The organism is Microcoleus harperi Pol14_C6 (assembly GCF_036701295.1).
Classification (GTDB): domain Bacteria; phylum Cyanobacteriota; class Cyanobacteriia; order Cyanobacteriales; family Microcoleaceae; genus Microcoleus.
In genome coordinates this window covers 48,113-74,090 of record NZ_JAUBQN010000003.1, presented here as the reverse complement: position 1 = coordinate 74,090, position 25,978 = coordinate 48,113, and the positions used below count along the sequence as shown (strand labels likewise).

Genomic DNA, 25,978 nt, shown 5'->3' with positions numbered 1-25,978 from the left:
CTAGGACAGGGAATAAGCCGTAAGGTGCGCCATAAGTACCTAAATATACAGGTTCTACCTAATTCCTATCAGGCTTAAAATTTCCTCGGTTTGTTTTAAATAAAAATTTCATAAATTTCATATAAATTCTGTTAAATTCTGTAGTCAATCTCGCACTTAAATACAAATTTCAGGGTAAAAAATATGGCAATTTTACACGGCAGTTGGCTCCTAGATAATGAAAAGAGTGGCTTATTTATTTGGGGAGAAACTTGGCGAAAATTTGGGGCAATTGACACCATAGAATCTGGGAGCAATCTACCGCATCCCTTAGCAATGACCGAAGCTGAATTTAAGAGTTTCCTAAATTCCTTGCAGCAGTCGGGAAAACTCAACTGGCAATTACCGGAAACCGCAGAAACTCCACCGGAAAAAACAAAAAAAACTAGGCGATCGCCCAAAACTCAAAGCGCTGCAGAAATTCCCGCACCCAACTCCTCAATTCAAAGGGAAATTCGGGCGATCGCAGTTCCCACCCAAATCTCAGAAGCGAACGCAAATCTGATGGCGCAGCACTCAGCAGCAGCACTTGAGGAACCCGCTAAAACCGAGGAAATTTACCTTTATCCCTGGCAAGTCGAGGGTTTGTGTCTCAACCCTCAAGCAGCTTTTGTTTTCTTGCAATCACTACCGCTTAACAGCACGGAACCCGACTCTTTTGTCGGCTCAGATTTGCGTTTTTGGTCTCATATTGCTAGGTGGAGTTTGGATTTGTTGGCAAGATGCAAATTTTTGCCTGGATTGGAGAAACAGTCCGACGGTTCTGCTATTGCCAAATGGCAACCGTTGTTAGATAGTTCTACAGATAAACTCCGCCTCGCCACTTTTGTCAAGCAAATGCCGACGGCTTGCAGAACATATCAATCGAAGGAAGAAGGAAGAGGGAAGAAGGAAGAAGGAAGAGGGGAAAAAGAAGAAGGAAGAGGGGAAAAAGAAGAAGGAAGAGGGGAAAAGGAAGAAGAATCCAGTCAATTGCCTTTAGCGGTGGATTTGCCGATGGGGGCGGAGGAATTGGTGTTAGGCTTTTTGAGCAGTATTGTAGATAGTCAAGTGCGATCCTCTTCGAGGGCTGCGCTAACGGCTGGTAGCTCTACTTTAGATATCAAAGCAGTTTCTCCTGTGCGCGAATGGCTGCAAGCTTTGCAGCAGGAATCGGGGATTGTGCAAGTAGAAACAGCAGCATTGGAAAACTTGGCAACCAAGCTGAGTGCTTGGACTGCACCGCTGCAAAACCAATTATCTCAACAAAGTCAATTTCGCACTTGCTTTCAACTCATACCACCAGCGCCCGGTAAAGCCAACTGGAGTTTAAATTATTGCTTGCAAGCAGCAGATGAAACGGATTTTTTGGTAGACGCGACAACTATTTGGAACAACTCAGTCGAGCGTTTGGCTTATGCGGGGCGAACAATAGAATTACCTCAAGAAACTTTGCTTAGCGGCTTGGGTTTAGCCTCGAAACTTTATCCGTTAATTGAACCGAGTTTGCAAGCACAGCGGCCTCAATCTTGCCAATTAAATCCGCTGCAAGCTTACGAGTTTATTAAGTCTGTAGCTTGGCGGTTTGCTGATAGCGGGTTGGGCGTAGTTTTGCCGCCGAGTTTGACAAAGACGGATGGTTGGGCGAGTCGTTTGGGTTTGAGCATTCAAGCGGAAACTCCGAAAGTGACTCCGGCGAAAGGTGGGGTGGGATTGCAAAGTCTGCTAAATTTTAAGTGGGAATTGACGATCGGCGGACAGCGCATTTCTAAGGCAGAATTTGACAGATTGACCGCGTTGAATTCGCCTTTGGTGGAAATTAACGGCGAGTGGGTTGAGTTGCGCGCGCCGGATGTGAAAGCTGCTCAAACTTTTTTTGCCAGCCGCAAAGAGCAAATGACTCTTTCTTTGGAGGATGCTTTGCGTTTGGCGTCGGGCGATACTCAAATGATCGAGAAATTGCCGGTGGTGAATTTTGAGGCTACGGGTCAGCTTCAGGAATTGTTGAATACTTTGAGCGATAATCAAGCGGTAAGTGCGATCGCAACTCCGGTTAGTTTCCGAGGACAATTGCGACCTTATCAAGCGCTAGGAGCAGGCTGGTTAGCATTCTTAGAACGCTGGGGTTTGGGCGCTTGTCTCGCGGACGATATGGGATTAGGCAAGACCGTCGAGCTAATTGCTTTCCTCGTGCACTTACAAGAACAAAATTCTCTAGAAGCGCCAACATTACTGGTTTGTCCGACATCGGTATTGGGCAATTGGGAGCGGGAAGTCAAGAAATTTGGTCCGACGCTGAAAGTGTTAGTTCACCACGGAGACAAACGCGCTAAAGGCAAAGCATTTGCGACGGCAATTAAGGGAAAGGATTTAATTATTACCAGTTACGCGCTGGTGTTTCGCGATGCGAAGGAATTTCAAGGCATTAAATGGCAAGGATTGGTTTTGGATGAAGCGCAAAATATTAAAAATTCCGAGGCGAAGCAGTCGCAAGCGGTGCGACAAATCGAGGCATCTTTTAGAATTGCGCTGACAGGAACTCCGGTGGAAAATAGACTGCAAGAATTGTGGTCTATTTTGGAGTTTCTCAATCCTGGCTATTTGGGACCGCGCAATTTCTTTCAGCGCCGATTTGCAATTCCGATCGAGAAATACGGAGATAGGGAATCATTGCAGACTTTGCGATCGCTCGTTCGGCCTTTCATCCTCCGCCGTCTGAAAACTGACAAAGAAATCATCCAAGATTTGCCCGAAAAACAGGAGATGACTGTATTTTGCGGGCTGGCGGCTCAACAGGCAGTATTGTATCAGAAAATAGTCGAAGAGTCAATAGCGGAATTAGAGTCAGCCGAAGGCATTCAGCGCCGGGGAATGATTCTGGCTTTGCTGGTAAAACTCAAGCAACTTTGCAACCATCCGGCTCTTGTGAAAGCCGAAGCTAAGCCGAAAGAATTGGAGATTAAGAGTCAGGAATCGGGGAAATTGCAGCGGTTGGTGGAAATGTTAGAAGAGGTGATCGCTGAGGGCGATCGGGCTTTAATTTTTACTCAATTTGCCGAATGGGGGAAACTCCTGAAACCGCATCTAGAAGAGCATTTAGGGCGAGAAGTTTTGTTCTTGTACGGAGGAATTCGGCAACAGCAGCGGGAAGAAATGATCGATCGCTTCCAGCACGACCCCCAAGGCCCGCCGATTATGATTTTATCTTTAAAAGCTGGCGGTACAGGTTTGAACTTAACCAGAGCAACCCACGTTTTTCACTATGACAGATGGTGGAATCCCGCAGTAGAAAATCAGGCAACTGACCGCGTATTTCGCATCGGTCAAACCCGCAACGTGCAAGTCCACAAATTTGTCTGCACGGGTACGTTAGAGGAGAAAATACACGATATGATCGAAAGCAAAAAAGCTCTAGCCGAACAAGTTGTCAGCGCCGGCGAGAACTGGCTCACCGAGCTAGATACAGACCAACTTCGGAATTTACTAATTCTCGATCGCAATGCTATTATAGAAAACGAAGAAGAATAATGTACTTAATTTTCTTCGGTTTCTAGTGAGGACTTTAGTTGTCAAAAATCAGAGTAATTACACACTCTGACCAAAGAAACCGGGTTTTTTACCAGGATTAAAAGTTATAGTCCAGTTTTTTACTAAAAGACTCGGTTTCTGACTCTCCTAGATAACTAAAGCTTTCTTCCTTCTTCCTTCTTCCTTCTTCCTTCTTCCTTCGGCTTATGATTGACAGAGAATGGTGGACACAACAGTGGTTAGATTTAATCAATACCTACCGCTTCAAAAAGCGCTTAGAACGTGGCTGGCAGTATGCGCGGGAAGGTAAAGTTCTCAGCATTAAATTTCCCAATCAAGAAGTAATTGCCATAGTTCAAGGCACCGATCCAAAACCCTATCAAGTTTCATTAGGACTCGATACGTTGACAGATGAAGATTGGGATTATGTGATTGAAAATATGTCCCAAAGAGCAGTTTTTTCAGCTAAACTCTTAGCAGGAGAAATGCCGCACAATATTGAAGATGTATTTGCAGCAGCAGGCAAAACACTATTTCCGTTAAGCTTATCTGATATTCGATCGCGCTGTAGCTGTCCTGACCCCAAAAACCCTTGCAAACACATCAGTGCAGTATACTACTTATTGGGCGATCGCTTCAGTGAAGACCCCTTCGTACTCTTCCAACTGCGGGGAAGAACCAAAGAGCAAATCTTGACAGCACTCCGTCAAAGACGAGGTACGCAAGGAGAGGAAAATTCCCAACTCAACTCCGGCGAAAATGCCCCCACTACCAATCCTAAATTGCCGAAGGTCGATCGCTTTTGGGAATACAGCCAGCAGCTAGAATCATCTTTAGTAGTCATTGTACCGCCGCCCAGCAGCGAAACAGTATTAGATATCTTAGGCCCAATTCCCCTCGCAACCGACGGAAAAGGAACCGCTAGCAAATCCTCGGCGGCATCTGACGCACTCAAGCAGCATTTTAGCAAAATCTACCAAGCAGTTAGCCAGCAAGCAGTTTTAGCAGCACTGAAACGGGGCGAAGGAGATTAACATAATTTACTCGCAGAGATGATACGAGGGACTCTGGCTGTTAACAAATCAGGCTTTCATACCCCTTTTATTCTTTAGTCCCTCTCTGCTGGAACGAGAGTTTGTGTAGAATAGATTTCAACCGACGAGTCTTACTTTTTGCAATTTCAGTTTACACTTCCCCCCAATTACTCATAATCTCTATTAATTCTTGGGGGCGTTTAATCAAAAAATCGGGATTGTGTGCAGCCAAAGCTTCCTGAGAATTAAAACCCCAAGCTACAGCCATTACCTTAATTCCTGTTTTTCGAGCAGCTTCTATATCTCTAATCTCATCTCCCACATAAACGACTTGTTTAGGATTTATATGTTCTCTTTTTAACCAGCTATTAATAACTTTATGTTTGCCAAAAGTTGGCCCAGAGTAAATAAATGTGAAAGTGTCTTGCAAACCATTTTTTTCCAGAGATGCCAAGACATTTTCTCGGGAATTAGATGTGATAATACCCAGTTGAAATCCCAGTTTTTTTAACTCCAGTAAAACTTCTTTAATTCCCGGAAATAATTGAATGTTGGGAATTTCGCTGCGTAACTCTGCTTTCAACATTCTAATCAACAGCGGGAATTTGAAGATAGAAATGCCAGAATACTGAAGGAGTTGCCAAGAAGTTAAATTGCTCAGTTGAGCGATTTGCTCTTTGGTCGCAGACTTAAACCCTAATTCTACTGACAAACGGTTGGTGATGCTCAGAAGAATATCGATTGTATCTGCTAAAGTACCGTCAAAATCAAAAATAATTACTTTGGTCATGGGACAATAGCAAATAAGGAACGGGAGAGCATAAAATTTGAGATTTGAGATTTGAGATTTGAGATGAGAATGACTTACTGTATAATGTATTGACTATTGGCGCTCCGTTTTAGATTTAAGGTTTGAGATTTGTGATGGAAATGACTTACTGCATAATGTATTGACTATTGGCGCTCCGTTTTAGATTTGAGATTTTAGAGGGGGGAATGACTTACTGCATAATATATTGACTATTGGCGCTCCGTACAGACTCTAGGGGTATTATCTATAGGGTAAGGTACCCCTAAGCACCCTGACGAACATCTCAACTTTTAAGGGTTAATTTGATTTGCTTTCGCATTTCGCCGCAGCATTTCTGGTTTTATGCGCCGCAGCGGCGAAGCTGTAAATCTGCGGTTCCATTCTTCGTCGGAAATGTCGGCTAATTCTGCAAGTGTCGGTGCTATGTTTTCAGGATAAGGCTCAAACTCTGCCACATCAGTTGGTTTCGCAAATCGCTGATTCCAAGGACAAACATCCTGACAAATGTCGCAGCCTGCTACCCAACCTTGTAAATTAGATGCAATTTCGTCTGGCAATTTTTCGGCTCGATTCTCGATCGTGTGATAGGCTATACATCGATCGGCATTCACCACAAAAGGCTCAGTAATTGCCCCGGTCGGACAGGCTTCAATGCAGCGAGTACAAGTACCGCAATGTTCCGTATGGGGTTCATCGGGCGCTAACTCCAAATTAGTCAAGATTTCTCCCAAAAACACCCAAGAACCGTATTCGCGCGAAATTACATTACCATTTTTGGCAATCCACCCAATCCCGGCACGTTGCGCCCACATTTTATCCTGAACCGGTCCGGTATCAGCATAATACCGCGCTTCAATTCCCTCGCCTTGCGATCGCACCCAATTTGCCAAAACCTTCAGTTTTTTGTGCAAAATTCTGTGGTAATCCCGCCCCCAACCGTAGCGAGAGATTTTAGCATATTCGATTCCTGCCTCGACCCCCCCCTCACCAGGGGGATTTGAGGGACGTTGGTGAGGCGTGTAGTAGTTGATGGCGACACATATTAATGAGTGCACCTCTGGCATTATTAATCGAATATCCTGCCGTTTCGGGTTTGCCATCCACGCCATATCCGCCTGATAACCCTTGTCCAGCCAAGCCTGCAATCTTTGTTTTTCTATATCGAAATCCGTGTCTTTTGATGCGATACCGACTTTGTGAAAGCCCAACTCAATGGCTTTTTGCTTAATGCGATCGCTATTAATTGATTTTTTCATCACGTAAGAAACCACCGCACAATTTGTGCCATAAGTCTAGTAACTTTAAGAGTATTTTTGGGACAGTATTGATAATACTTTGACAATCTTTATATTTATAAATTTGAACTCCAAAATGTCAAAAATGTTACATAATTTAATTTAGGGAGAATTCGATTCGCTAATTCAAGTACGCAAGTAAAACCGACAGCGAATCCCACAGCATACACATGGCAGTTAGTATTCAATCAGCTCAATCTATTTTTTCCAACACCGAGATTGCTAGCATTGTTCCGGCTACCACGGAAGCGTTCTACAAACTCAGCGTTGAAGACCAACTCGCACTGCTCTGGTATGCCTACACCGAAATGGGCGTTTCCATTACCGCAGCAGCACCGGGAGTAGCCAGCATGGCGCTTGTCGAAGGCATTCTGAGCGAAATCAAGCAAATGTCGCCTGCTGCTCAAAGCAAAACCATGTTTGACCTAGCCAGTAACGCCGACACAACGATTGGTCGGATTTACACCTCCTTGCGCGTCAACACCAAACTCGGTTTCTGGTACGAGTTGGGGCAGTTGATGAAACAGGGCCTTGTCGCTCCGATCCCCGCTGGCTATCAAATGTCTCCCGAAGCCACCGCAGTTCTCGAAACCATCAAGAAACTCGATCCAGGCCAGCAAATTACCGTACTTCGGAATACCGTAGTTAACATGGGCTATGACCCTGCTTTTAACCAAGAGTACGGCAAACGCTCTGCCCCGCGCAGCACTCCCACCGCTCCAGAAGAGCGGGTAAAAACCACAATTGAGGGTATTAGCGAGCAGACTGTACTCAGCTACATCGACTACATGAACGCTTTCGACTTTACCCCAGCCGTCGGTTTATTTGCTGAAGAAGGTGCCCTGCAACCGCCTTTCCAAAAGCCGATCGTTGGTCGCGAAGCTATCCTCAACTATATGCGGGAAGAGTGCGTCGGACTAAAAATGATGCCCGAGCGAGGCGTATCGGAACCCGCAGAAGATGGCTACCGCCAAGTGAAAGTCACCGGCAAAGTCGAAACTCCCTGGTTCGGATCGAATGTGGGAATGAACATTGCATGGCGGTTTTTGCTCGATCCCCAAGGTCAAATTTTCTTTGTGGCGATCGACTTGTTGGCATCTCCTAAAGAATTGCTCAATTTGATCCGCAAATAGAATATTCTTGTTGGCTCTGTTAAACAGGCTTGCCCAGAAACCCAGATGCCATTAGGTGTCTGGGTTTATATCATTTTAGATTTGAGATTTTAAATTTTAGATTCAAGAATTGAAGGATGGAAAATGACTTATGGTATCAGGGTTTACAGCTTGGCTACACTTGTATTTTTTGAAAGTAGGATTGATTTTGGTCGATCGCTCTGAAAGCTGCGATTGACGCTCTGCGGTTCCCGATTCCTCCTTTTTTCGGAGAATTATTTTCCTACCCCTACTTATCTCTTTTGAGGGATTTGCTGCGACAAAGAGAATGATTACAGTATACTCATTCATTTGAAATCACTTGTTTTATGACCGCCACAACTCGACCTATTTTAACTAACTCTATAAAGATTGCAGGCATCACAATGCCAGGGATACTGCAATATTTTGAAACTTTAAACGCGGGGGATTTTGAAGCGACGGCTAATTTATTGGCCGATGATGGGGTTCTGCACGCGCCGTTTGAAGATCCAATTATCGGCAGGATTGCGATCGCCACTTATCTAAAAAAAGAAGCGCGAGGAATGCAGCTAGAACCCCAGAAAGGTGTCAGCCAAATTTTAGAAGATGGCAAGGTAGAAGTTCAGGTCAGCGGCCGGGTGCAAACTTCCGCATTTGGTGTTAATGTCGGATGGCTGTTCTTGCTCAATTCTGACCAAAAAATCCTTTCTGTGACGGTCAAACTGTTAGCTTCTCCCCAAGAATTGCTAAACATGCGGTCACATAAGAAATTTGATGTTTAATAAGCTGTTTCAGATTTAACTTGCCTATTGGGGTTTGACCTGTCGATCGCACGTAATAGTTAAAGTCGTGCGATCGACAGGTTAATCGGCTTTTTCTGGCAAGAATGAGGCAGACACCGGGTTTTTATCCAAATCTTTGGTAAAGTGTCCCTCACGGTATAAAAATCCCGTTTGTTTGGTATTTGTGCGATCTGGACTTTACCCCTACAATCTTACAGTTTCTTAGAGAGGGACGCTACTCCACGAAAAACTGGCTGTCACCGCAGCGTGCGACAGACAGCCAAAGCGAGTCAAAAAGTGCATTGCCAATCATTAATGACTAATGACTAATGACTAATTAAGATTTTTCCGGCAAACTCGCTTCCAACTTTAGACAGTTGCGACCGTCTATTTGCAAAGTGTAGTCCACCCGATCCATAAGTCTACTCATAATCAGCCAGCCGTAGCCGCTTTCCTGTTTAGCTTCCGGCCTCGGAGGATTGTAAGTATCCATTTCGTAACCTTTACCGTAATCCCAAATTTCTAAACCAATATCCCTATTTTTTAAATTCAAGCGAATTAAAACGGGTAAATTGGGTTGATCTTTGTGAGCATGGCGGATCACGTTAGAATAGGCTTCTGCTAACACCAAGCGCAAACGATTCGACTGACGCGGCCAATCGACGTGCTCTCCTAGCTCTACTTCCAAACTGCTCAGCAACCAATTTTCAACAATTGTTAAAAACCGCAAGTCGCTTGGCACATGAAGCTCAGTATTCATAAAAAAATCCCGTAAGTTTGAAAACCCTGTGTCTTCACACCAGGTATGAAACACGACGCGCCGAATGGATTCGGCCTCAATACTTGTCGCTACTCGGGGGACACTAGCCTTTTCTGTTTAAAAATCAGGCATTGGTCATTCGGTAGAAGGCAGAAGTTAAGAGTATAGTTGAAAACTTTAGTTATGGGTCTAAAGCCCATTAACAATTGATAATTATACCGATACTGCAAGCAGCGAGGTATAAAAAATCTTTGTTTCAATCTCTGGCTTTTAAGCTTGGGTTGTTTCTGACCAATGCCTTCTACCTTAACCTTTTACAGGTGTTGAATCCCCCAGAAAAGCGATTCACGAAACTAGCTGCGCCATCGCCGGCTAGGTTTTTTACTGTTGACGATAATGCCGTCCTTTGCAGGACTACTCTGTGAGCCGTCAACCAGCAGCGCTTAAGTTTTTTCGGCTCTCACCCCCGACTATGGGTCGGGAGTCGCTGACAGATTCAAAGAACCTCCAAAGAGAGTATGGTTTGGTCGTCTTCCTGAACGGGATTGTCGGCTCGGATGTGAGCCAACAAATTGTCCAAGTTGAAGGAACCAGGCTCCTGAATCAACAGTTGCCAAAGCCCTTCTTGTTGTAGCATAGAACGGGTTGGTACACCCCCGGAGACCCCTTCAGTGGTGACGCTAGCTTCAGTAATCCCGTCACTCGTCAGCAGAAATACATCTCCTGACTTTAATTCGATCGCACCTGCTTTGCCTCTCCAAACTGGTAGTATCCCCAAGGGAATGCCACGAGCTTTCAGGAAATTAGGCTCGGCTGGCGTTTTACCGCTAGCGGCTTGAGCTTTCACCTCCGAGTGAGACCAAACAATCGGGTAAATGTGACCGGCATTAGCAAAGGCGAGGTGTCCGGTTGACGGAGTGTAACGAGCTACAACCATTGTAATAAAATGGTTGTTGCCGATCAGGTCGTCAGACATACTGCTATTCATGTTCTGCATAACTTGATCTGGCTCTGGAGAAACTTCTTGGGAAAGTTCCCGCCGCATCACCGAAATCGCGCTGGCCATAAATAGAGCAGCCGGAACTCCCTTACCCGAAACATCTCCCACCGCTATCCAGATATCCCCTTGGGAGTGGACGTAGACTTCAAAAAAGTCGCCACCAACTTCCCGCGCGGGATAACAGCAAGCTTGCACCCTAACAGTTTCAAAATCCGGCCAACTTTGGCGCAACAAGTTTGTTTGGATTTGGCGAGCCACTTCCAACTCGTTTTGCATCTGCTTGGCTAAATCCAGAGTGCGCTGGTAGAGCTTAGCTTGAGACAGGGCGAGAGCAGCTTGAGCTGCTACACCTTCTATTAACTCTATATCTTCTGCCGACCAAGGGTTAGTGCCGCCAATCTGGCACAAAGCCAGTACCGCCAATAACTCTTGCTGGTAAGTCAGGGGTACGGCAATCTCAACCGATTTACCGTCCCCCCCGCTGTTTGGGTTCACTTGAGTTTGGCGGCTGGCTACTGCTTGAACCAACAAATTTTCATCAAAAGAAAAGCTACTGGCATCGTCGGTTTGGGCTTGGTAGGGGAAGGTACTCGGCAATAGTCGATCGCTCTCTACCGGCCGCAGCATACAATAGTTGGCCTCAAAAGTTTGACCTACGGTTTGAACAATAGTTTGTACCATACTAGAGTAATCTAGCGACCCGCGAATCACGCTCATTACCTCATTGAACAGAGATTCCTTGCGTAAAGCGCGGCGCAATGCAACGCTGCGCTGCTTGTAGTATTTGTAAGTTTCTGAGGCTTGATTGATCACCAATTTGAGTTCTTCAGGATTCCACGGTTTGGTGATGTATTTGAAAACTTGACCTGAGTTGATGGCCTCAACCAAATCTTCAACATCGGTGTATCCCGTTAGCAGAATCCGAATCGTATCGGGAAATCGCTCGACTGTTTTCCCCAAAAACTCGGTGCCATTCATTTCTGGCATCCGCTGGTCAGATATAATCACCGCCATCTCGCCCTGTTCGTCTAGAACTTCCAAGGCGCTGAGGGCGCTATCTGCTTTGTAAACCTGAAAGTCGCGTCGAAACGTCCGGTACAATAAATCCAAGTTATCGGGTTCGTCATCGACTACCATCAGTTTCAGCTTGCTTCCATCTCCCCTACTCATCTTTCTTCCCCCTTGAAAACCCCCACCATAGCTGTATTCAGCAAGGTGGCGGGAGGAAAAGGGGGGCTGGATATATGCAACATATCAGTTACGTCAAGTTGAGTTAAAGAAACCCGTTTTACCTTAAGGTGAGCATTCCTTTCACACCATCTGTTCGCACAACAGATGAGAGGCTTTCGATACTGTAACCCGCCTCGGTAGGCCGCTTCAATAGGGAAAATTTCCGAGTGAGCTTTCACGCTGTGATACGAGCAATGACCTTGTTAGCAGTCGGTACTTTTTTAAACACACCAGCATTCAAAACGGCTAATTAATGCTCTGATTGCAGAGTTCTTAACTAGCTGGGCACTGTCCTCGGTGTGAATTTTAACACTTACTACTAAGGCAGGTATTGCTACCTAAGTCTGGTCAACACTGGCTGTATTTCAAGCCCCACTGTACCCGGAGGGTTAGTGGTGGGTTGTTGGCGCTATTCCCTACCTACACCTGTGCCCAATCGCACTTGATTGCTGCATGCAATTCTCCCTAATCTCTGAACTTTTTGCAGCAATCATATTACTACTGCTGAATCAAGTTATTCTTTCTGCCAGTCTGAGCTTAGCAGAACGAGAGCGGGGATTTCTAGCGACTTCTTCGGATTGCGGCCCGATCGGCTTTTTTGTCAGTACCTGCAAACTGGGTGTTCCTCTGAGTTGGTGCTTGACTGGTCGGTCTTCCAGACTGTGAAATGTAATGATTCCGATTCTCCCACCTGGTTTTAACCACCTTGGCGCTTGGTTGAGGAAAGTTTCTAAAGAAGCGAGTTCGGAGTTGACAGCTATCCTTAAAGCTTGGAAAGTACGGGTGGCCGGATGGATTCTGCCGTTGCGCTGCTTGGGGGGGAAGCTGGAGGCGATCGCCCCTGCAAGTTCTGTTGTTGTTTGAAAAGGACGCCCTTGGACAATCCGCCTTGCGATGCGCCGCGACAGTCGCTCCTCGCCGTACTTGTAAATAATATCTGCTAGTTTAACTTCTTCCCAGTGGTTGATAATCTCTTCTGCCGTCAAAGATTGCTGCTGGTTCATACGCATATCTAGTTGAGCTGGGTGGCGAAAACTAAATCCTCGTTCCGGTGTATCGAACTGAGCAGAGCTGACGCCCAAGTCTGCTATGATACCATCAAATTCGGCCTCTGGGGACTGATATTCAGCAAAGTTGCCGTGCCAAAACTCAACGGGCGAGTTGGCAAATCTGGCTTGGCAAAAACGGATGGCTTGTTCATCGCGGTCGATCGCCACCACTGTAACATCTGGCGCCGCCGCTAAAATCAAACTCGTGTGTCCGCCGCCCCCAAGCGTCGCGTCCAAATAGTGTCCCCCTGGACGCACAGCCAAACCCGCAATTAATTCTTGACCCAAAACTGGAACGTGATAGGTGTCAATACTGACATCTGATCCAGCGGTATGCTTCTCACAGAGCTCGATATCCTTCATAATCTATAACAGCGAAACAAAAATCAACAATAGTCAGTAATCATTAATTCATTTAATTATGTCAAGAATTGAGACTAGAACCGAACCGATGGTGCTCAACATGGGGCCGCACCACCCTTCCATGCACGGCGTACTCCGGCTAATTGTCACCCTGGACGGGGAAGATGTGGTGGACTGCGAGCCAGTTTTGGGCTATCTGCACCGGGGGATGGAAAAAATCGCCGAAAATCGCACCAACGTGATGTACGTGCCCTACGTGAGCCGCTGGGACTATGCCGAGGGGATGTTTAACGAAGCGGTGACAGTAAATGCGCCGGAAAAGTTGGCGAATATTGCTGTCCCCAAACGGGCTAGTTACATTCGGGTAATCATGCTGGAGTTGAACCGGATTGCTAACCATTTGTTGTGGTTGGGGCCGTTTTTGGCGGACGTGGGGGCACAAACTCCTTTTTTCTATACTATGCGCGATCGCGAACCAATTCTCGACTTGTGGGAAGCCGCTACAGGTTATCGCATGGTGAATAATAACTATTTCCGCATTGGCGGAGTCGCCGCAGATTTGCCCTACGGTTGGGTAGATAAGTGCGAAGATTTCTGCGATTATTTCGTTCCCAAAATTGACGAGTACGAACGTTTAATTACCAACAACCCAATCTTCCGCCGCCGGATTGAAGGCCTGGGTACTATTTCTCGCGAAGAAGCGATTAACTGGGGACTGTCCGGTCCCATGTTGCGCGCTTCCGGCGTTAAGTGGGATTTGCGAAAAGTTGACCATTACGAATGTTACGACGACTTCGACTGGGAAGTTTGTACCGAAGCTGCTGGCGATTGTTTGGCCCGGTATTTGGTGCGGGTTCGGGAGATGCGCGAGTCGGTTAAGATTCTCTATCAAGCCTTGAAAGGAATCCCCGGTGGGTCTTACGAGAATTTAGAAGCGAAGCGACTCGAAAGCGGACCAAAATCTGAATGGAATGGTTTTGACTATCAGTTTATTGGCAAAAAAGTAGCGCCGACTTTTAAGATTCCCAAGGGCGAACATTATGTCCGCGTTGAAAGCGGCAAGGGTGAGTTGGGGATTTATATTATCGGGGATGATAATGTGTTTCCTTGGCGCTGGAAGATTCGGACTGGGGATTTTAATAATTTGCAGATTTTGCCTCACATTGTGCGCGGCGTAAAAATTGCGGATTTGGTGGCAATTTTGGGGAGTATCGACATTATTATGGGCTCGGTTGACAGGTAGGTTTTGTCGGTTTTTATCTGAGAATTTAACCCGGTTTTTTTATGGAACCGGGTTGATTTTTTTTGAACCGCCGATAAACGCGGATCGACGCGGATAGATATCGATTAATTTTGCTGTTAACGTAGCTAAAATCTACCTGATTTCTCTCTTCTCTCTTCCTCTGTGCCCTCTGCGCCCTCTGCGGTTAATAAAAAAGATCTCTCCTTCACAAATGAAATAACATCAACTTTGATGCGATAAATTATGAAAGTCCAGCAACCAGATATCAATGACAGCAACCCGGAACTCTGCGCTTTAATCTGCGAAAGAATTGCCACCAGTCCGCAAGGGCGTATTACTTTTGCTGAATATATGAATTTGGCATTGTATCATCCGCAGCACGGTTATTACAATAGCGATCGCCCGCCGATCGGCAAACAAGGCGATTTTATCACGTCGCCTCATTGGGGTGCTGATTTTGCGGAGGTTTTGGCAGAGCAGTTTGTGGAAATGTGGGAATTGCTCGATCGCCCTTTCAATTTCGCGATCGTAGAAATGGGCGCTGGGCGGGGAATTTTTGCCGAAAATGTGCTGCAATATCTGCAACGGCAACATCCCGACTTATTTAAAAGTTTAACATACATAATTGTTGAAATTTCGCCAAGACTTCAAGCGGAACAACGCCAAAAATTAAGTGATATCAAGTGCGTTAAGTGGTGCAATTGGGATGAGATAGTTAATAATTCAATTGTCGGTTGTTTATTTTCTAACGAGTTAGTGGATGCTTTGCCCGTGCATCAATTCATTCTGGAAAAAGGGCAAGTTAGGGAGATTTACGTTGCCGCTGAAACTCCAAAAAATGAACAAGAAGAGATAAAATTTATTGAAGTAATTGGCGAAGTTTCCACGCCTAAAATTGCCGAATATTTGGATTTTGTAAGCATCGATTGGTCGGCGAGTGTGTACGGGGATGGTTATCGCAGTGAGGTGAATTTGGCGGCTTTGGACTGGATGAGTACAGTTGCTCAAAAGTTGCAGCGGGGATATTTGTTAACTATTGATTACGGTTATCCGGCACACCGCTATTACAATCCGAGGCGCAGGGAGGGGACGCTACAGTGTTATTATCTGCACCGATATCACAATAATCCTTATATTAATGTGGGGCGGCAGGATTTAACGGCTCATGTTAATTTTACGGCGCTGGAAAGGCAGGGTGAATTGTGCGGTTTGGATGTGGTAGGGTTTACTCAGCAGGCTTTGTTTTTGATGGCGTTGGGTTTGGGCGATCGTATTGCTTCTCTGTCTACAAATGATGCGGAAGTATTGGATTTGGCAACGTTTTTGCGGCGCCGGGAGGCTTTGCATCAGTTGATCGATCCGAGGGGTTTGGGGGGTTTTGGGGTTTTGGTGCAGTCGAAGGGGTTGAGGGAGGAGGAAAAAGTGCATGAAGCGAAGCTATCCCGTAGGGAATCGCTCAAAGGTTTCACGGTGCCTTAAGTTAACTAGAATCAGCAACACGCACTCTTTTCCAATTACTTTTGTCATCACTTAAGCGCACTGACTCAGTGGCGGAAATTCCCATTTTCCAGAATATAAAGTAGATGGCAGCTTTAAACAATAGGCAGCAGGAACCACCTCGATCAACCACCAATTAAACATATCTCGTCGGGCTTCAGTAAAACCAGAAATGGCGTCCCCGGTAATGGCATCATACAAAATATCCAAGATGGCATTATAGGCTGTTTTGGTGTTGAGTGTTTGCAGCAAGCCGTAGAAGATATTATAAGCTTCGTTACTAGCTTGATATTTTCCTATTTGGTTGATATTAGGAAACAACGTATCAGCCCAAGTTTCTGGGATTTCACAACCATCCTTCAGCCAACAAGATACAATTCCTTCAACGATCTCAGCTTTGTGTTCTTCAGGAAAGTAATGTTTAATGGTCTGTTTAGCTGCTAATGCTATTCCATAAGCCATATAGACGTATCGCTGATGGGATATTGGATCGTTAGGCATTCCAAAGGCTGTCATTACTTCTACAAAAGCTTCTTCTACATTGCACTTTCCACCTCGTTCGTATAAATCGTCATATTTTCTGTCCCAAACCGTCTGAAGTGTTTGCTGTAATTGCTCTGGAATATCTGAGTTGCTGGGCAATTTAAAATCGGTGTAGTAGCCTATGTCGAACTCGAACATTGACTTTTCTTCGTTATGTATTTTGATTTTTTAGAGCGAGAGCTATCGCTCCCTCTTAAAATTCTAAGTAGTAGTCAGAATCGGACAATTTATAGAGACGGATATAGTCTCTGCCGTAATTTTGCAATGTCTGGCTCGTGACAGGCTCAAATTGCTGCAATGCACCACTTTGTTCTAACTTACCTTTGATCCAGCGACCTAGAATTTTTAAGTCTTCCTTAGATCTAAAGTTTTTGTGATTATCGCCTTGAGTGCGACAGGGAAAATTTGAACCATCATCCGTATAGGCGGTAAAATCCCCCTGGGGATAAACAGGATTATTTGTTGTTGCTGTATCTACTATAATCTCAACTTCATACCAATCTCTAGGGATAACCTTCCCGGTCGATTTACTTTCTCTTCCTTTTCCGAAAAAAGCATTTAGATTGGATTTTTGCTGAGCATCAACCCTGGATAAAGATATATCCACATAGGGCGTTGCGGGAGTTATGGCAGGTATGGACATTAAGTTACCTCACTTCACTAAAAAGTAAATTTAATTGTAATTGCTGTTGTGAAGCCTCTAATTCTGCGTGTTGTAATCGTTCCTTAATTGACATCATTTGCAACTTTTGATTTAACGTGTATAAATCTACTTTCGGATAATCCCCTTTAAATAGCGGAATCAGAGATTCAACCACGTCAACTATTCCATCTGGCGGAACTGCATTGCCAATTTGTCTTCTTACTTCAGTAATAGAACCTTCAAAAACAAAATCATCGGGAAATGTTTGCAACCTAGCTCTTTCACGATTTGTCAATGAACGGGGTTCGGGATAATGATATCCCCAAGTACCACCACCACCACCAGCAATAATTGTAGCACAGGGTTTATCTGGATGAATTCGCCGATAAACGTGACTGATCATGCCTTTTACATAGTATGGACTATCCTTAGGAATATCAGTAAAATTCCCTCCGGGGTTAATTAGACTCAAAATTTCAATGGTTCGAGGCTGAATTTTCTGATGTTCCTGATTATATTTCACTTTTTCCACATTTTTGAGTGCTTCACCTGCTGTGCGATAGGGATATTTACGATTTTGTCCGTATTTGGGCTGAGGATGCACAAAGTTAAATTCTGTATCCATCCGAATGCCAACTAATAAAACTCTTTGGCGAAATTGGGGAACTCCGTAATCAGCAAAGTTGTAGAGTTTAGGTTTAACTAAGTAGCCCGGTGCAATACTTTCAAAGTCGGAGATTATTTGTTTTATTGCTTGATAATTATTGGCACTTAATAAACCTTTGACATTTTCTGCTACAAAAGCTTTCGGCTTTTTTTTGTTGACAAAATCTAGAAAGTATGTATATAAATTGCCTCTGGTTCCTTCCAGGCCGGGACGTTTCCAAATCATGGAAAAGTCTTGACAAGGAAACCCTCCTATACATATTTCTGCTTCGGGAACTTGTGCAATATCTATATTTTCTATACTGTCGTTGACGATGACATCAGCAATGTTTCTGCTGAAAGTTTTGCAGGCGTATTTATTGGAGTCGATCGCCCAAACTACTTCAAATCCGGCTTTGTGGAATGGCAAGTCCATACCGCCGCAACCGGAAAATAATGAAATCAGTGGCGGTTTGGTTTTCCAGGCGATCGGCTTGAGACGTTCGATTAACATATTAGTTCGCATTAGGACAAGGGCGGGCTGGATGCCTGCACCACAAGATATTAATTATACCAAAACATCATGGTATTCGACTCATCAATTGATATTTCACTCTTCGTCATCTAATTCGATCCCCGCTTGACGCAATTTTTCGGCCAATTTTTCAGCGCGCAGTCGTTCGCGATCGGCTCTTTCTTCCGACCACAGCACCAACTCGCCTTCTGCATTCCACCACCTCAACCAACAGTCTGTTCTCCCTTCGTGGGTTCCTTCCCAAACTCCTAAAAATAAGTCTAATCCCGGTATCCAATAACGTGCGTTTTCATCGGGTTTTTGCAAGTTGTAGTGATCTGATTCTAAAGCGTAAACTTCTAAATGAGCTGTTTTGGCTCGGAATATGACGTATCGGGGGACTTTGATTACTTGCTCGTAAAAATACCACTTTCCCACCCACGAGGTAAATTCAACGGAGTATTCTTCTCCATAGGTTTCTGAAAGAAACTCCATCACGATTTGAGGGATGGTTCCTTCTGTGTGTGGCGTGTAACTGCGGCGAACTTGAGAGACATTTTTTGGATTGACGGGTTTCACGTACATCAAATCTGGTGCTTTGCAGATAATACGCTGTTCGTCGCTGCTTGAACCTGGGAAACTAATTCCGGCACACAAGGCAAAGTTGGAAACAATTAAGGCATCCTGCATTAATTCAGGAAATCCTGTTAGCGGCTGGCGCAAAGCGGCGGCTAATAATGGTTGGCTTTCGTCTTCTACGGGGTCGTCTGGTAGTTGGAAATCTTCTGGTAGTAGCGGCCAGGTGATTGGGAGTTTTGTTTCATAATTTTTAGTTGCTACAGACATAGTTTATCAGAGGTTAAATGTTTTAATGTTTAAATTATATCTTTTGGTTTTTGGGATTCATGTTAATGGCTTAATGACGAGGCGGAGCCTCTGGATATGCGTTACCAGGCAGAGCCTGGTAACGAGGAATTCCCCCTCCCGCGGGGGGTTTAGGGGAATCTAGACTGTGCTAAAACCGAGAGTTCTAAGGGTTGTTAATCTTCTGCTGTAACTCGTTTGTCATTGCTAGTAGTTCTGATTGCGCGATCGCACTTTGTTCACCACTCGCCAACCACTTCAATTGTACCGTCTCGTTTTCAGCTTCCGCATCTCCCAAAACTAAACAGGCAACTGCACCGCTTCTGTCGGCTCTTTTAAACTGTTTCCCGAAGGCACTGCCGCTCAAATCTATCTCAACGCTAAACCCGGAACTTCGCAATTTTTGAGCTAACAATACCGATTGCTGTTCTGCTTTTTCGCTCCTGGAGACTAAATAAAAATCCAACTTCGGCACGGGCAAAGGTTGCAACTTTTGCAGCAGGATAATCAACCTTTCGATACCCATTGCCCAACCGACTGCAGCCGTATCAGGGCCGCCCAATTCCTTGACTAAACCGTCGTAGCGGCCGCCTCCGCAAACTGTTGCTTGCGCTCCCAAATCGTCGGAGATAATTTCAAAGGCGGTGTAGGTATAGTAATCTAAACCGCGCACTAATCGGGGATTTAACTGATAGCTAATCCCTAAATTTGTGAGCATAAGCTGCACTTGCTCGAAGTGCGATCGCGATTCCTCTCCCAAATATTCTAAAATGCTAGGCGCACCAGCTACAATTTCTTGAGTGCGCTGATTTTTGCTGTCCAAAATCCGCAGCGGATTGCGAGTCAAGCGGTCTTGAGAATCGGCGTCTAATTCGTCTTTGTACGGTGTAAAATAATCTATTAATGCTTGCCGATAATTTTGTCGGTCTTCCTTATTTCCGACGGAATTAATATCGAGGCGCAAATTTTTTAAACCGAGAGTTTGCAGGATATCACAGGCGATCGCAATTACCTCGACATCCGCACGAGGATTCGCACTCCCCAAGACTTCCACGCCAATTTGATTAAACTGCCGCTGTCTTCCTTCTTGCGCGCGTTCGTAGCGAAACATGGGCCCCGCATACCACAGACGCTGCACGTCTCCCGCCGCGTACAAACTGTTTTGAATAAAAGCTCGGACTACTCCGGCGGTGCCTTCTGGACGCAAAGTTGTCGATCGATCGCCCTTATCCTTAAAAGTGTACATTTCTTTGCCCACAACATCGGTAGCTTCGCCGATGCCGCGTTCAAATAAAGATGTCTGTTCAAAAATTGGCGTCCGAATTTCTCGATAAGCCGCTTTTTTTAAAATGGTTCTAGCGACTTCTTCTATATTTTGCCAATATTGAATTTCAGCGGGCAAAATATCCCGCGTTCCCGGTAAAGTTTTAATTGCACTCATTTTGTTAGTCAGTAGTCAGTAGTCAGTAGTCAGTAGTCAGTAGTCATTAGTTAGCGGTTATTTTTTGGTTTTTGGTTTTTGGTTTTTATTTGCAGGTTTTTTGTTCGTTGTAGGGGCTCGTAATTAATGCCCAATGCCCAATTCCCAATGCCCAATTCCCAATTCCCAATAACTAATGACTTAATAATTCCCAAGCTCCGTAACGATCGCCATAATAAGCCAAAATGCGATCGACTCGCTCGCGACCTGCCAAATCGAACCCTTCAGGATACTGTATCCACAAACCCCCAATTTGGCTGTCGCTGTAATCAAACCGCTGCGACTGCTGCGGAATTAAACCGGTTTCCACCCCATCAACTTGACGCAAATGGATCGCCACTTCGCGATACACCGTCAGCGGCAATCTAGGGCATTGAATTTGATAGCGGAGTTGTTTTTCTTGTGCCGTTTGCATCATTTCTTTGCCTGTCCCCAACCAAAATCCCTACTTAAGATACTTCTTTATCGATCGGCCGCGGTAAAGGGCAGCAGTTAATATTGTCCAAACATACCTTTCCCCACTGCAACGCCCAGCGTACAAGCGTAACTCGATTGTCAGCGCGCGTCTTGTTCAAGATATTGCTAATGTGGTTGTCAACTGTACGCTTGCTAATCTCTAACTTTTCGGCAATTTTCTCATTAGTCAATCCCGCCGCTACTAACTCTACCACTTGCAATTCTCTGTCCGACAGGGTGACAGGGGTCCCAGAGACAATCCCACTCATAAATTTTTCCTATGTCTGCATATTTACCTATCTACAATTCTAAAGGATGAGGGATCGAGTATGAAGAGAAAATTAAATTTGTTGTGCTACTCTTTCGGACCCGAAGCACCAACTCGCTGGCAGAATCGCCGGGAGTGCAAACCCTGCCCCGACACAGCAAGACGCCCAGCCACTTGCACTGCTTGTGCCTCGGGTGGCGGATGCTGCCTTTACCTGCGCCTATCTGACATCCGTGCACAACCTGCAAATGTTTGCGTGCCCAACAACTAACTGATACGCCGGCACTATACTTCAGTCTTAAGGGAGTAACTGCCAGTATCAGTAGGTCTGATATTATAGGAGCAGCCATTAAAAAATAGCTGGCAATTTTTCTGGGATGGGTTAAAAATCATTATTGACCTGTCTACTGCTGGTCTAAAATCTCAAATCTCAAATCTCAAATTCCTATGACTTATCCTCGCGTTCTGTGTCTGGGTGAACTTTTATTTGATTGTTTAGCAGACAAACCAGGAGTATCTCTCGAAGAGGTAGAATCTTGGACGGCATATCCCGGCGGTGCTCCAGCTAATGTTGCCTGTGCTTTGGTTAAATTGGGGACGGCGGCGGGATTTATCGGCGCTGTAGGTGGGGATGAATTGGGAAATTCCCTAGTGCAGGTATTGCAAGAAGTAGGGGTTGATATCGCTGGAGTGCAGCGGCATCCGAGTGCGCCGACGCGGCAAGTTTATGTCTTGCGGAATCAAGCGGGCGATCGAAATTTTGCCGGTTTTGGGGAATTAAATACTGCGGATTTTGCCGACACCCGTCTCCTCGCTGCAAAACTACCCGAGGTGCTGTTTGAAAATGCCGAATTTTTAGTGCTAGGCACTTTAGAATTAGCTTATCCTGAAAGTCGAGAGGCGATCGCCAGAGCGATCGAACTAGCAGAACAGTACGACGTTAAAATTATTCTTGACATCAATTGGCGTCCAGTGTTTTGGCCAAATCCAGACGAAGCAAAAGCGCAGATTAGAAAAATTTTAAAAAAAGTTGATTTTGTCAAGTTATCTGAGGAAGAAGCTGAATGGTTGTTTGCAACTACCGACGCAGGAGCTATTACCTACCGCCTCGATTCTGTAGAAGGCGTTTTGGTGACTGCGGGCGAGAAAGGTTGCGCCTATTGTATCTCGGAGAATGAAGGAAAAATCCCCGCCTTTACAGTAGATGTTGAGGATACAACAGGTGCCGGCGACGCATTTCTGGCTGGTTTTGTACGCCAATTGTGCAAGCATGGAATCAAGAACTTAGCCGACCCAAAAATAGCCCAGAAAATTGTAACTTATGCCAGCGCGGTAGGTGCGATGACAGCGATGAAACCCGGGGCAATTAGATCTCAACCAACCGCCGCTGAAGTAGAAGCTTTCTTGTATTTGTACAAAAATTAGAGCATCCAGAACTTATCCGCCGGGGAACGGAGAGGGCGCTAAATGTGCTTCTGAAACCCGGTTAATCCGAAAAAAATAACTCTTATACTAAATCCGCCTTAAAAAACCTCGATCGGACTAGGCAATTGAAATCGGTACTATACAAACTCTCGTCCTAGCTGAGAGAAACTAAGAAATAAAGAGGTATTTAAGTTAAGCCAGATTTGGTATTATAGGTTTTATTGTGGGGCATTAACCGCACATGAGATGATTTCTAATTTGGCGCAAGATTACCTCTAGCGGTTGCGAAGCATCTATGATAATTGAATCTTCTGGTTCTTCGAGAGTGTCTAACTGACTTAACAACAAGTCTATTTTCATGTAGTGATTTTCGCGACTTGTTAACCGGGCTGCCAATACATCAAAAGAACATTTCAGATAAACTATTTTCATCCGCTGTTGGTCGCGGCAGAGCATTTCGCGGTAAGATGCTTTTAAAGCAGAACAAGCCAAAACCACATTTCTATCTTCCCAAAGCCACCAGTCTATTGCAGCTTGCAATTCTAATAGCCAAGGAAGGCGATCTGCATCTTCTAAAGGAATGCCGCAACTCATTTTCTCGATATTAGCTGATGGGTGAAAATCGTCGGCATCGCTGAAATCACAATTGAGAGATTGCGCCAGCAACTTGCCAACTGTAGTTTTGCCTGAACCGGAGACTCCCATCACGATCGTAATCATGGCACCTATTTACCGAAATACTTGCAATTTGATCGAGTTGTGCGGTCTAGAAACCGGGTTTCTTAAGTTGCCGGATGAATTCTACCACCCTAAAAAATTCAATAAACCCGGTTTATTTTTGATTCTAGATCAAATTTCTTCCATAGTGGGTTTAATTAAATTATAAGCCAAAACGCCGATAATTCCACCAAGCACTGGGAATACAATAAACGCCCACAACTGTTGGATTGCCCATCCGCCTTGAAACAGTGCGACACCGATACTTCTAGCTGGGTTAACTGAAGTATTGGTTACGGGAATTCCGATTAAGTGAATCAACACCAGCATCAAGCCGATAGGAATTCCGCCCAAACCGACGGGATAATTGGGATGGGTAGTACCCATGATTGTAAATAACAGAAAAGCAGTCAGTACAATTTCCGTCAAAGCTGCTGCCAAAAGTCCGTAACCAGTGGGAGAATGTTCTGCAAAACCGTTAGACGCAAATCCCGAAGCCGCCGCATCAAAACCCGGTTTTCCTGATGCTATCATGTACAAAACAAGACCGCCTAAAATTCCCCCTACAATCTGACCTCCTATATAATAAGGAAGCAAAACAGCATCGATCAGTTTGGCCACTACTAAACCGATGCTTACCGCTGGATTAATGTGGCATCCAGAGATAGGGCCGATCGTATAAACCATGATTAAGAGAGACAGACCAAAGGCGATCGAAACTCCCAAAAAGCCTATTTTGTCTCCTGCTAAAACCGCACTGCCACATCCACCTAATACCAAGACAAAAGTACCAAAAGCTTCAGCAACCCCAATCTTTATTTTTTTGTTCATACTCACAATTATCGGAAGTTTATGTTCGGTCAATTTAGCACCCCGACCAATTGTAATTATAAAAACTATAACTATAATCGGTTTTCCGCAGAACAACGATACTAATGGATAGCATTAGCAATGTGCAGCTCTAACTTTCATAAATTTTATGGGCTTAAACTGAGACTGCGGAATAGGGAATCGATAAATTAGCTCAAACATACTTTATTATGGAAAAAATGTCAACGTTGAGCTAATTATTTGTATAAATTCTGCAATCTTCTGTATTCAATTCACAATAATTAACTTGACTTCTTTCCTAATTATGCGATCGTAATTTTACTTATTGTTGCTGATTATCCGATCGCACTTGCAGCTAAAACATCACTGCTAACCGGCTGGTACATCGGACTGGAGAAGGGGCGAAAGTCTCGCCAATCGGCGGTCATTTTGCACAGCAAGCGGAACTGTAGCGGCGTTGGGGGTTGGTTGAGGCGATCGACTTCTACGCGAACCAATTCTGGATGCTGCGAGATAATTTGAAAAATATCCTCCAAAAGATAGCGCGGACAATAGCCTACAATCCAGCGATCTTTAGTACACAGAAGCAAAGCAGAAGAATCGTGCGGATTTTGAAATTCGTGGGCTAAATACAAAAGTTCGCCCACTTGAAGCTCATTAATCCGTTCAATTGCCGACTTGGGAAGGTGTCGCAGTCCATGTGCAAAAAAATGGATGCGGTAACGTCCATTTTCATCCGGTTCGGGACAGGGGAATACCTCAAATTTATCAGTTACCCGTTTACCTCCGCTGCGCGCCAATAAAGCAATTGGGTCATCTTCGTGTTGAGGGATATTCAACCACTGTACAAATTCAGGGTAGTCAGGGCGCGATCGCGGCATCACTCGATTGGAAAACAAGGGAAACAGTTTCTGTGAAGTGTAAACCTTACTGAAATCAGGGAAAGATAGCAAGGGTTCAAACCAGCACTTAACTTTAGCTTCTAGAGCACCCCTTGTATAATTGAACTGGTATTCTTTACCGTTAAATGTCAATCTACCAATGGGAAACCAAGAACGGCTGCCCGGGTCTTGCCAAGCCAAAAATAGTGTTTTCAAGGTAAGTTTCCTCCCTATTCAAGTAGGGTGCGCAGTGCGCACCTTCCAGGGGAATCGGGTGCGCACTGCGACCTTACCGCTATTTATAGCGCGTCAAACCACTTTTTACGTAAGTCCTGTGGATTTATTCTCCTAGTCTATAGGAAATGGCATCAAAATTTGGTATTTTTGGATTTCTGCCATTACAACTACAGCACCAATCAACTTCATAAACATCTTTTTTAACCCATAAGCTAAAGCTACAGTAAGACCACAAATGCGGACAATAACTTAAATTGTGCTTAACAGGATTGTAGTGAATATAGTTTAAAGGCTGTTCAAAATCCTCTTCATTGCAAATAGTCTGTTCCCAAAAGCGCCGATGCCAAACATCACTTTCTCGACGCTTGCGACGCGAAAAGGAGACATTTTGAGGCAAAGTTCCTTGACCGCGCAAAGATTGTGTAAATAAAACTTTTATCCGTCAGACGCTTGGGATAGGCAGTATCATTAGGAGGTAATTTCCACAAAAAATGGATGTGGTCGGGCAATACAACTGCCCCAAGAATTTCAAAAGGTTGTTCTGATTTAATCGCCGCTACAGCGTTGCGGAGTCGCGAGACATTTTCTGAGTCGGAAAATAGCGGTGTGCGATTGTAGGTAACAAGCGTTAGAAAGAAAGTTCCACCAGGAAGGTAAAATCGGCGATAGTTTGGCATTAATATCGTCTTCCTACTTTTTTATAGGGCATCTTACACTCATCTGTGCGGGTG

The 25,978-nt window shown here is 44.9% G+C and carries 23 protein-coding genes; 7 read left to right on the top strand and 16 right to left on the bottom strand.

Going from position 1 to position 25,978, the window contains the following annotated elements; all coding sequences use genetic code 11:
- Positions 1–183: 183 nt before the first annotated feature.
- Positions 184–3,546, top strand: a complete 3,363-nt coding sequence (locus QUA27_RS03660; RefSeq protein ID WP_333066385.1) for a sll1366 family intein-prone helicase — start codon at positions 184–186, stop codon at positions 3,544–3,546.
- Positions 3,547–3,752: 206 nt separating this feature from the next.
- Positions 3,753–4,580 carry an SWIM zinc finger family protein gene (locus QUA27_RS03655; protein ID WP_333066383.1) on the top strand — a complete coding sequence of 276 codons (828 nt, stop codon included), beginning with the start codon at positions 3,753–3,755 and terminating at the stop codon, positions 4,578–4,580.
- Between the two features lie 151 nt (positions 4,581–4,731).
- Here the strand turns inward: QUA27_RS03655 and QUA27_RS03650 are convergent, their stop codons facing one another.
- Both QUA27_RS03650 and queG read right to left on the bottom strand, forming a co-directional pair.
- Entirely contained in the window at positions 4,732–5,370 is a 639-nt protein-coding gene (locus tag QUA27_RS03650; RefSeq protein WP_333066382.1) for an HAD-IA family hydrolase, read from the bottom strand.
- Positions 5,371–5,681: 311 nt separating this feature from the next.
- Positions 5,682–6,647: a tRNA epoxyqueuosine(34) reductase QueG gene (queG, locus tag QUA27_RS03645; RefSeq protein WP_333066380.1), complete on the bottom strand. Its 966-nt coding sequence runs from the start codon at positions 6,645–6,647 to the stop codon at positions 5,682–5,684.
- A 209-nt stretch (positions 6,648–6,856) separates the two neighbouring features.
- On the opposite strand from queG, the gene QUA27_RS03640 reads away from it, so the two are divergent.
- Both QUA27_RS03640 and QUA27_RS03635 read left to right on the top strand, forming a co-directional pair.
- Complete coding sequence (locus QUA27_RS03640; protein ID WP_333066379.1) at positions 6,857–7,819, top strand: orange carotenoid protein N-terminal domain-containing protein; 963 nt, start codon at positions 6,857–6,859, stop codon at positions 7,817–7,819.
- Positions 7,820–8,166: 347 nt separating this feature from the next.
- Entirely contained in the window at positions 8,167–8,601 is a 435-nt protein-coding gene (locus tag QUA27_RS03635) for a nuclear transport factor 2 family protein (protein ID WP_333066377.1), read from the top strand.
- A gap of 337 nt (positions 8,602–8,938) precedes the next feature.
- Here QUA27_RS03635 and QUA27_RS03630 read toward each other — a convergent pair whose 3' ends face one another.
- From QUA27_RS03630 to rsmH, 3 genes are all read right to left on the bottom strand, one after another.
- A complete protein-coding gene (locus QUA27_RS03630) occupies positions 8,939–9,361 on the bottom strand; it encodes an ATP-binding protein (RefSeq protein ID WP_006633914.1) in 423 nt (140 codons plus the stop codon).
- Between the two features lie 496 nt (positions 9,362–9,857).
- Positions 9,858–11,531 (bottom strand): SpoIIE family protein phosphatase, encoded by a 1,674-nt coding sequence (locus tag QUA27_RS03625; RefSeq protein WP_333066376.1) that lies wholly within the window; start codon positions 11,529–11,531, stop codon positions 9,858–9,860.
- Positions 11,532–12,100: 569 nt separating this feature from the next.
- Positions 12,101–13,003 (bottom strand): 16S rRNA (cytosine(1402)-N(4))-methyltransferase RsmH, encoded by a 903-nt coding sequence (gene rsmH / locus QUA27_RS03620; RefSeq protein ID WP_333066375.1) that lies wholly within the window; start codon positions 13,001–13,003, stop codon positions 12,101–12,103.
- Positions 13,004–13,061: 58 nt separating this feature from the next.
- Here rsmH and QUA27_RS03615 point away from each other — a divergent pair, with 58 nt between their 5' ends.
- Complete coding sequence (locus tag QUA27_RS03615; RefSeq protein WP_333066374.1) at positions 13,062–14,246, top strand: NAD(P)H-quinone oxidoreductase subunit H; 1,185 nt, start codon at positions 13,062–13,064, stop codon at positions 14,244–14,246.
- Between the two features lie 243 nt (positions 14,247–14,489).
- Positions 14,490–15,725: a class I SAM-dependent methyltransferase gene (locus tag QUA27_RS03610; RefSeq protein WP_333066373.1), complete on the top strand. Its 1,236-nt coding sequence runs from the start codon at positions 14,490–14,492 to the stop codon at positions 15,723–15,725.
- 51 nt (positions 15,726–15,776) lie between these two features.
- On the opposite strand, the gene QUA27_RS03605 is transcribed toward QUA27_RS03610, so the two are convergent.
- The 7 genes from QUA27_RS03605 to pedR all read right to left on the bottom strand — a co-directional run bounded on the left by QUA27_RS03605 (position 15,777) and on the right by pedR (position 21,157).
- A complete protein-coding gene (locus QUA27_RS03605; protein ID WP_333066371.1) occupies positions 15,777–16,424 on the bottom strand; it encodes a hypothetical protein in 648 nt (215 codons plus the stop codon).
- Positions 16,425–16,479: 55 nt separating this feature from the next.
- Positions 16,480–16,893, bottom strand: coding sequence for a phospholipase D-like domain-containing protein (locus QUA27_RS03600; protein WP_333066370.1), 414 nt, complete (start codon positions 16,891–16,893; stop codon positions 16,480–16,482).
- Between the two features lie 40 nt (positions 16,894–16,933).
- The gene (locus tag QUA27_RS03595; RefSeq protein WP_333066369.1) at positions 16,934–18,088 is read right to left on the bottom strand and encodes a DNA cytosine methyltransferase; all 1,155 of its coding nucleotides are present in this window, start codon (positions 18,086–18,088) and stop codon (positions 16,934–16,936) included.
- Positions 18,089–18,184: 96 nt separating this feature from the next.
- Positions 18,185–18,934, bottom strand: coding sequence for a Uma2 family endonuclease (locus QUA27_RS03590; RefSeq protein WP_333066368.1), 750 nt, complete (start codon positions 18,932–18,934; stop codon positions 18,185–18,187).
- 184 nt (positions 18,935–19,118) lie between these two features.
- Positions 19,119–20,393, bottom strand: a complete 1,275-nt coding sequence (hisS, locus tag QUA27_RS03585) for a histidine--tRNA ligase (RefSeq protein ID WP_333066367.1) — start codon at positions 20,391–20,393, stop codon at positions 19,119–19,121.
- 172 nt (positions 20,394–20,565) lie between these two features.
- Positions 20,566–20,847, bottom strand: a complete 282-nt coding sequence (locus QUA27_RS03580; RefSeq protein ID WP_333066642.1) for a hypothetical protein — start codon at positions 20,845–20,847, stop codon at positions 20,566–20,568.
- Between the two features lie 34 nt (positions 20,848–20,881).
- On the bottom strand, positions 20,882–21,157 hold the full coding sequence (gene pedR / locus QUA27_RS03575; RefSeq protein ID WP_006633901.1) for a photosynthetic electron transport-dependent transcriptional regulator PedR: 276 nt from the start codon (positions 21,155–21,157) through the stop codon (positions 20,882–20,884).
- A gap of 446 nt (positions 21,158–21,603) precedes the next feature.
- On the opposite strand from pedR, the gene QUA27_RS03570 reads away from it, so the two are divergent.
- Positions 21,604–22,581 (top strand): carbohydrate kinase family protein, encoded by a 978-nt coding sequence (locus QUA27_RS03570; RefSeq protein WP_333066366.1) that lies wholly within the window; start codon positions 21,604–21,606, stop codon positions 22,579–22,581.
- Between the two features lie 231 nt (positions 22,582–22,812).
- Here QUA27_RS03570 and QUA27_RS03565 read toward each other — a convergent pair whose 3' ends face one another.
- The 4 genes from QUA27_RS03565 to QUA27_RS27280 form a co-directional block, all read right to left on the bottom strand.
- Positions 22,813–23,301 carry a gluconokinase gene (locus QUA27_RS03565; RefSeq protein ID WP_333066365.1) on the bottom strand — a complete coding sequence of 163 codons (489 nt, stop codon included), beginning with the start codon at positions 23,299–23,301 and terminating at the stop codon, positions 22,813–22,815.
- 129 nt (positions 23,302–23,430) lie between these two features.
- Positions 23,431–24,129 carry an aquaporin Z gene (gene aqpZ / locus QUA27_RS03560; protein ID WP_333066364.1) on the bottom strand — a complete coding sequence of 233 codons (699 nt, stop codon included), beginning with the start codon at positions 24,127–24,129 and terminating at the stop codon, positions 23,431–23,433.
- 335 nt (positions 24,130–24,464) lie between these two features.
- Positions 24,465–25,226, bottom strand: a complete 762-nt coding sequence (locus QUA27_RS03555; protein WP_333066362.1) for an HIRAN domain-containing protein — start codon at positions 25,224–25,226, stop codon at positions 24,465–24,467.
- Between the two features lie 371 nt (positions 25,227–25,597).
- Positions 25,598–25,924, bottom strand: a complete 327-nt coding sequence (locus QUA27_RS27280; RefSeq protein ID WP_445251467.1) for an REP-associated tyrosine transposase — start codon at positions 25,922–25,924, stop codon at positions 25,598–25,600.
- Positions 25,925–25,978: the final 54 nt, after the last annotated feature.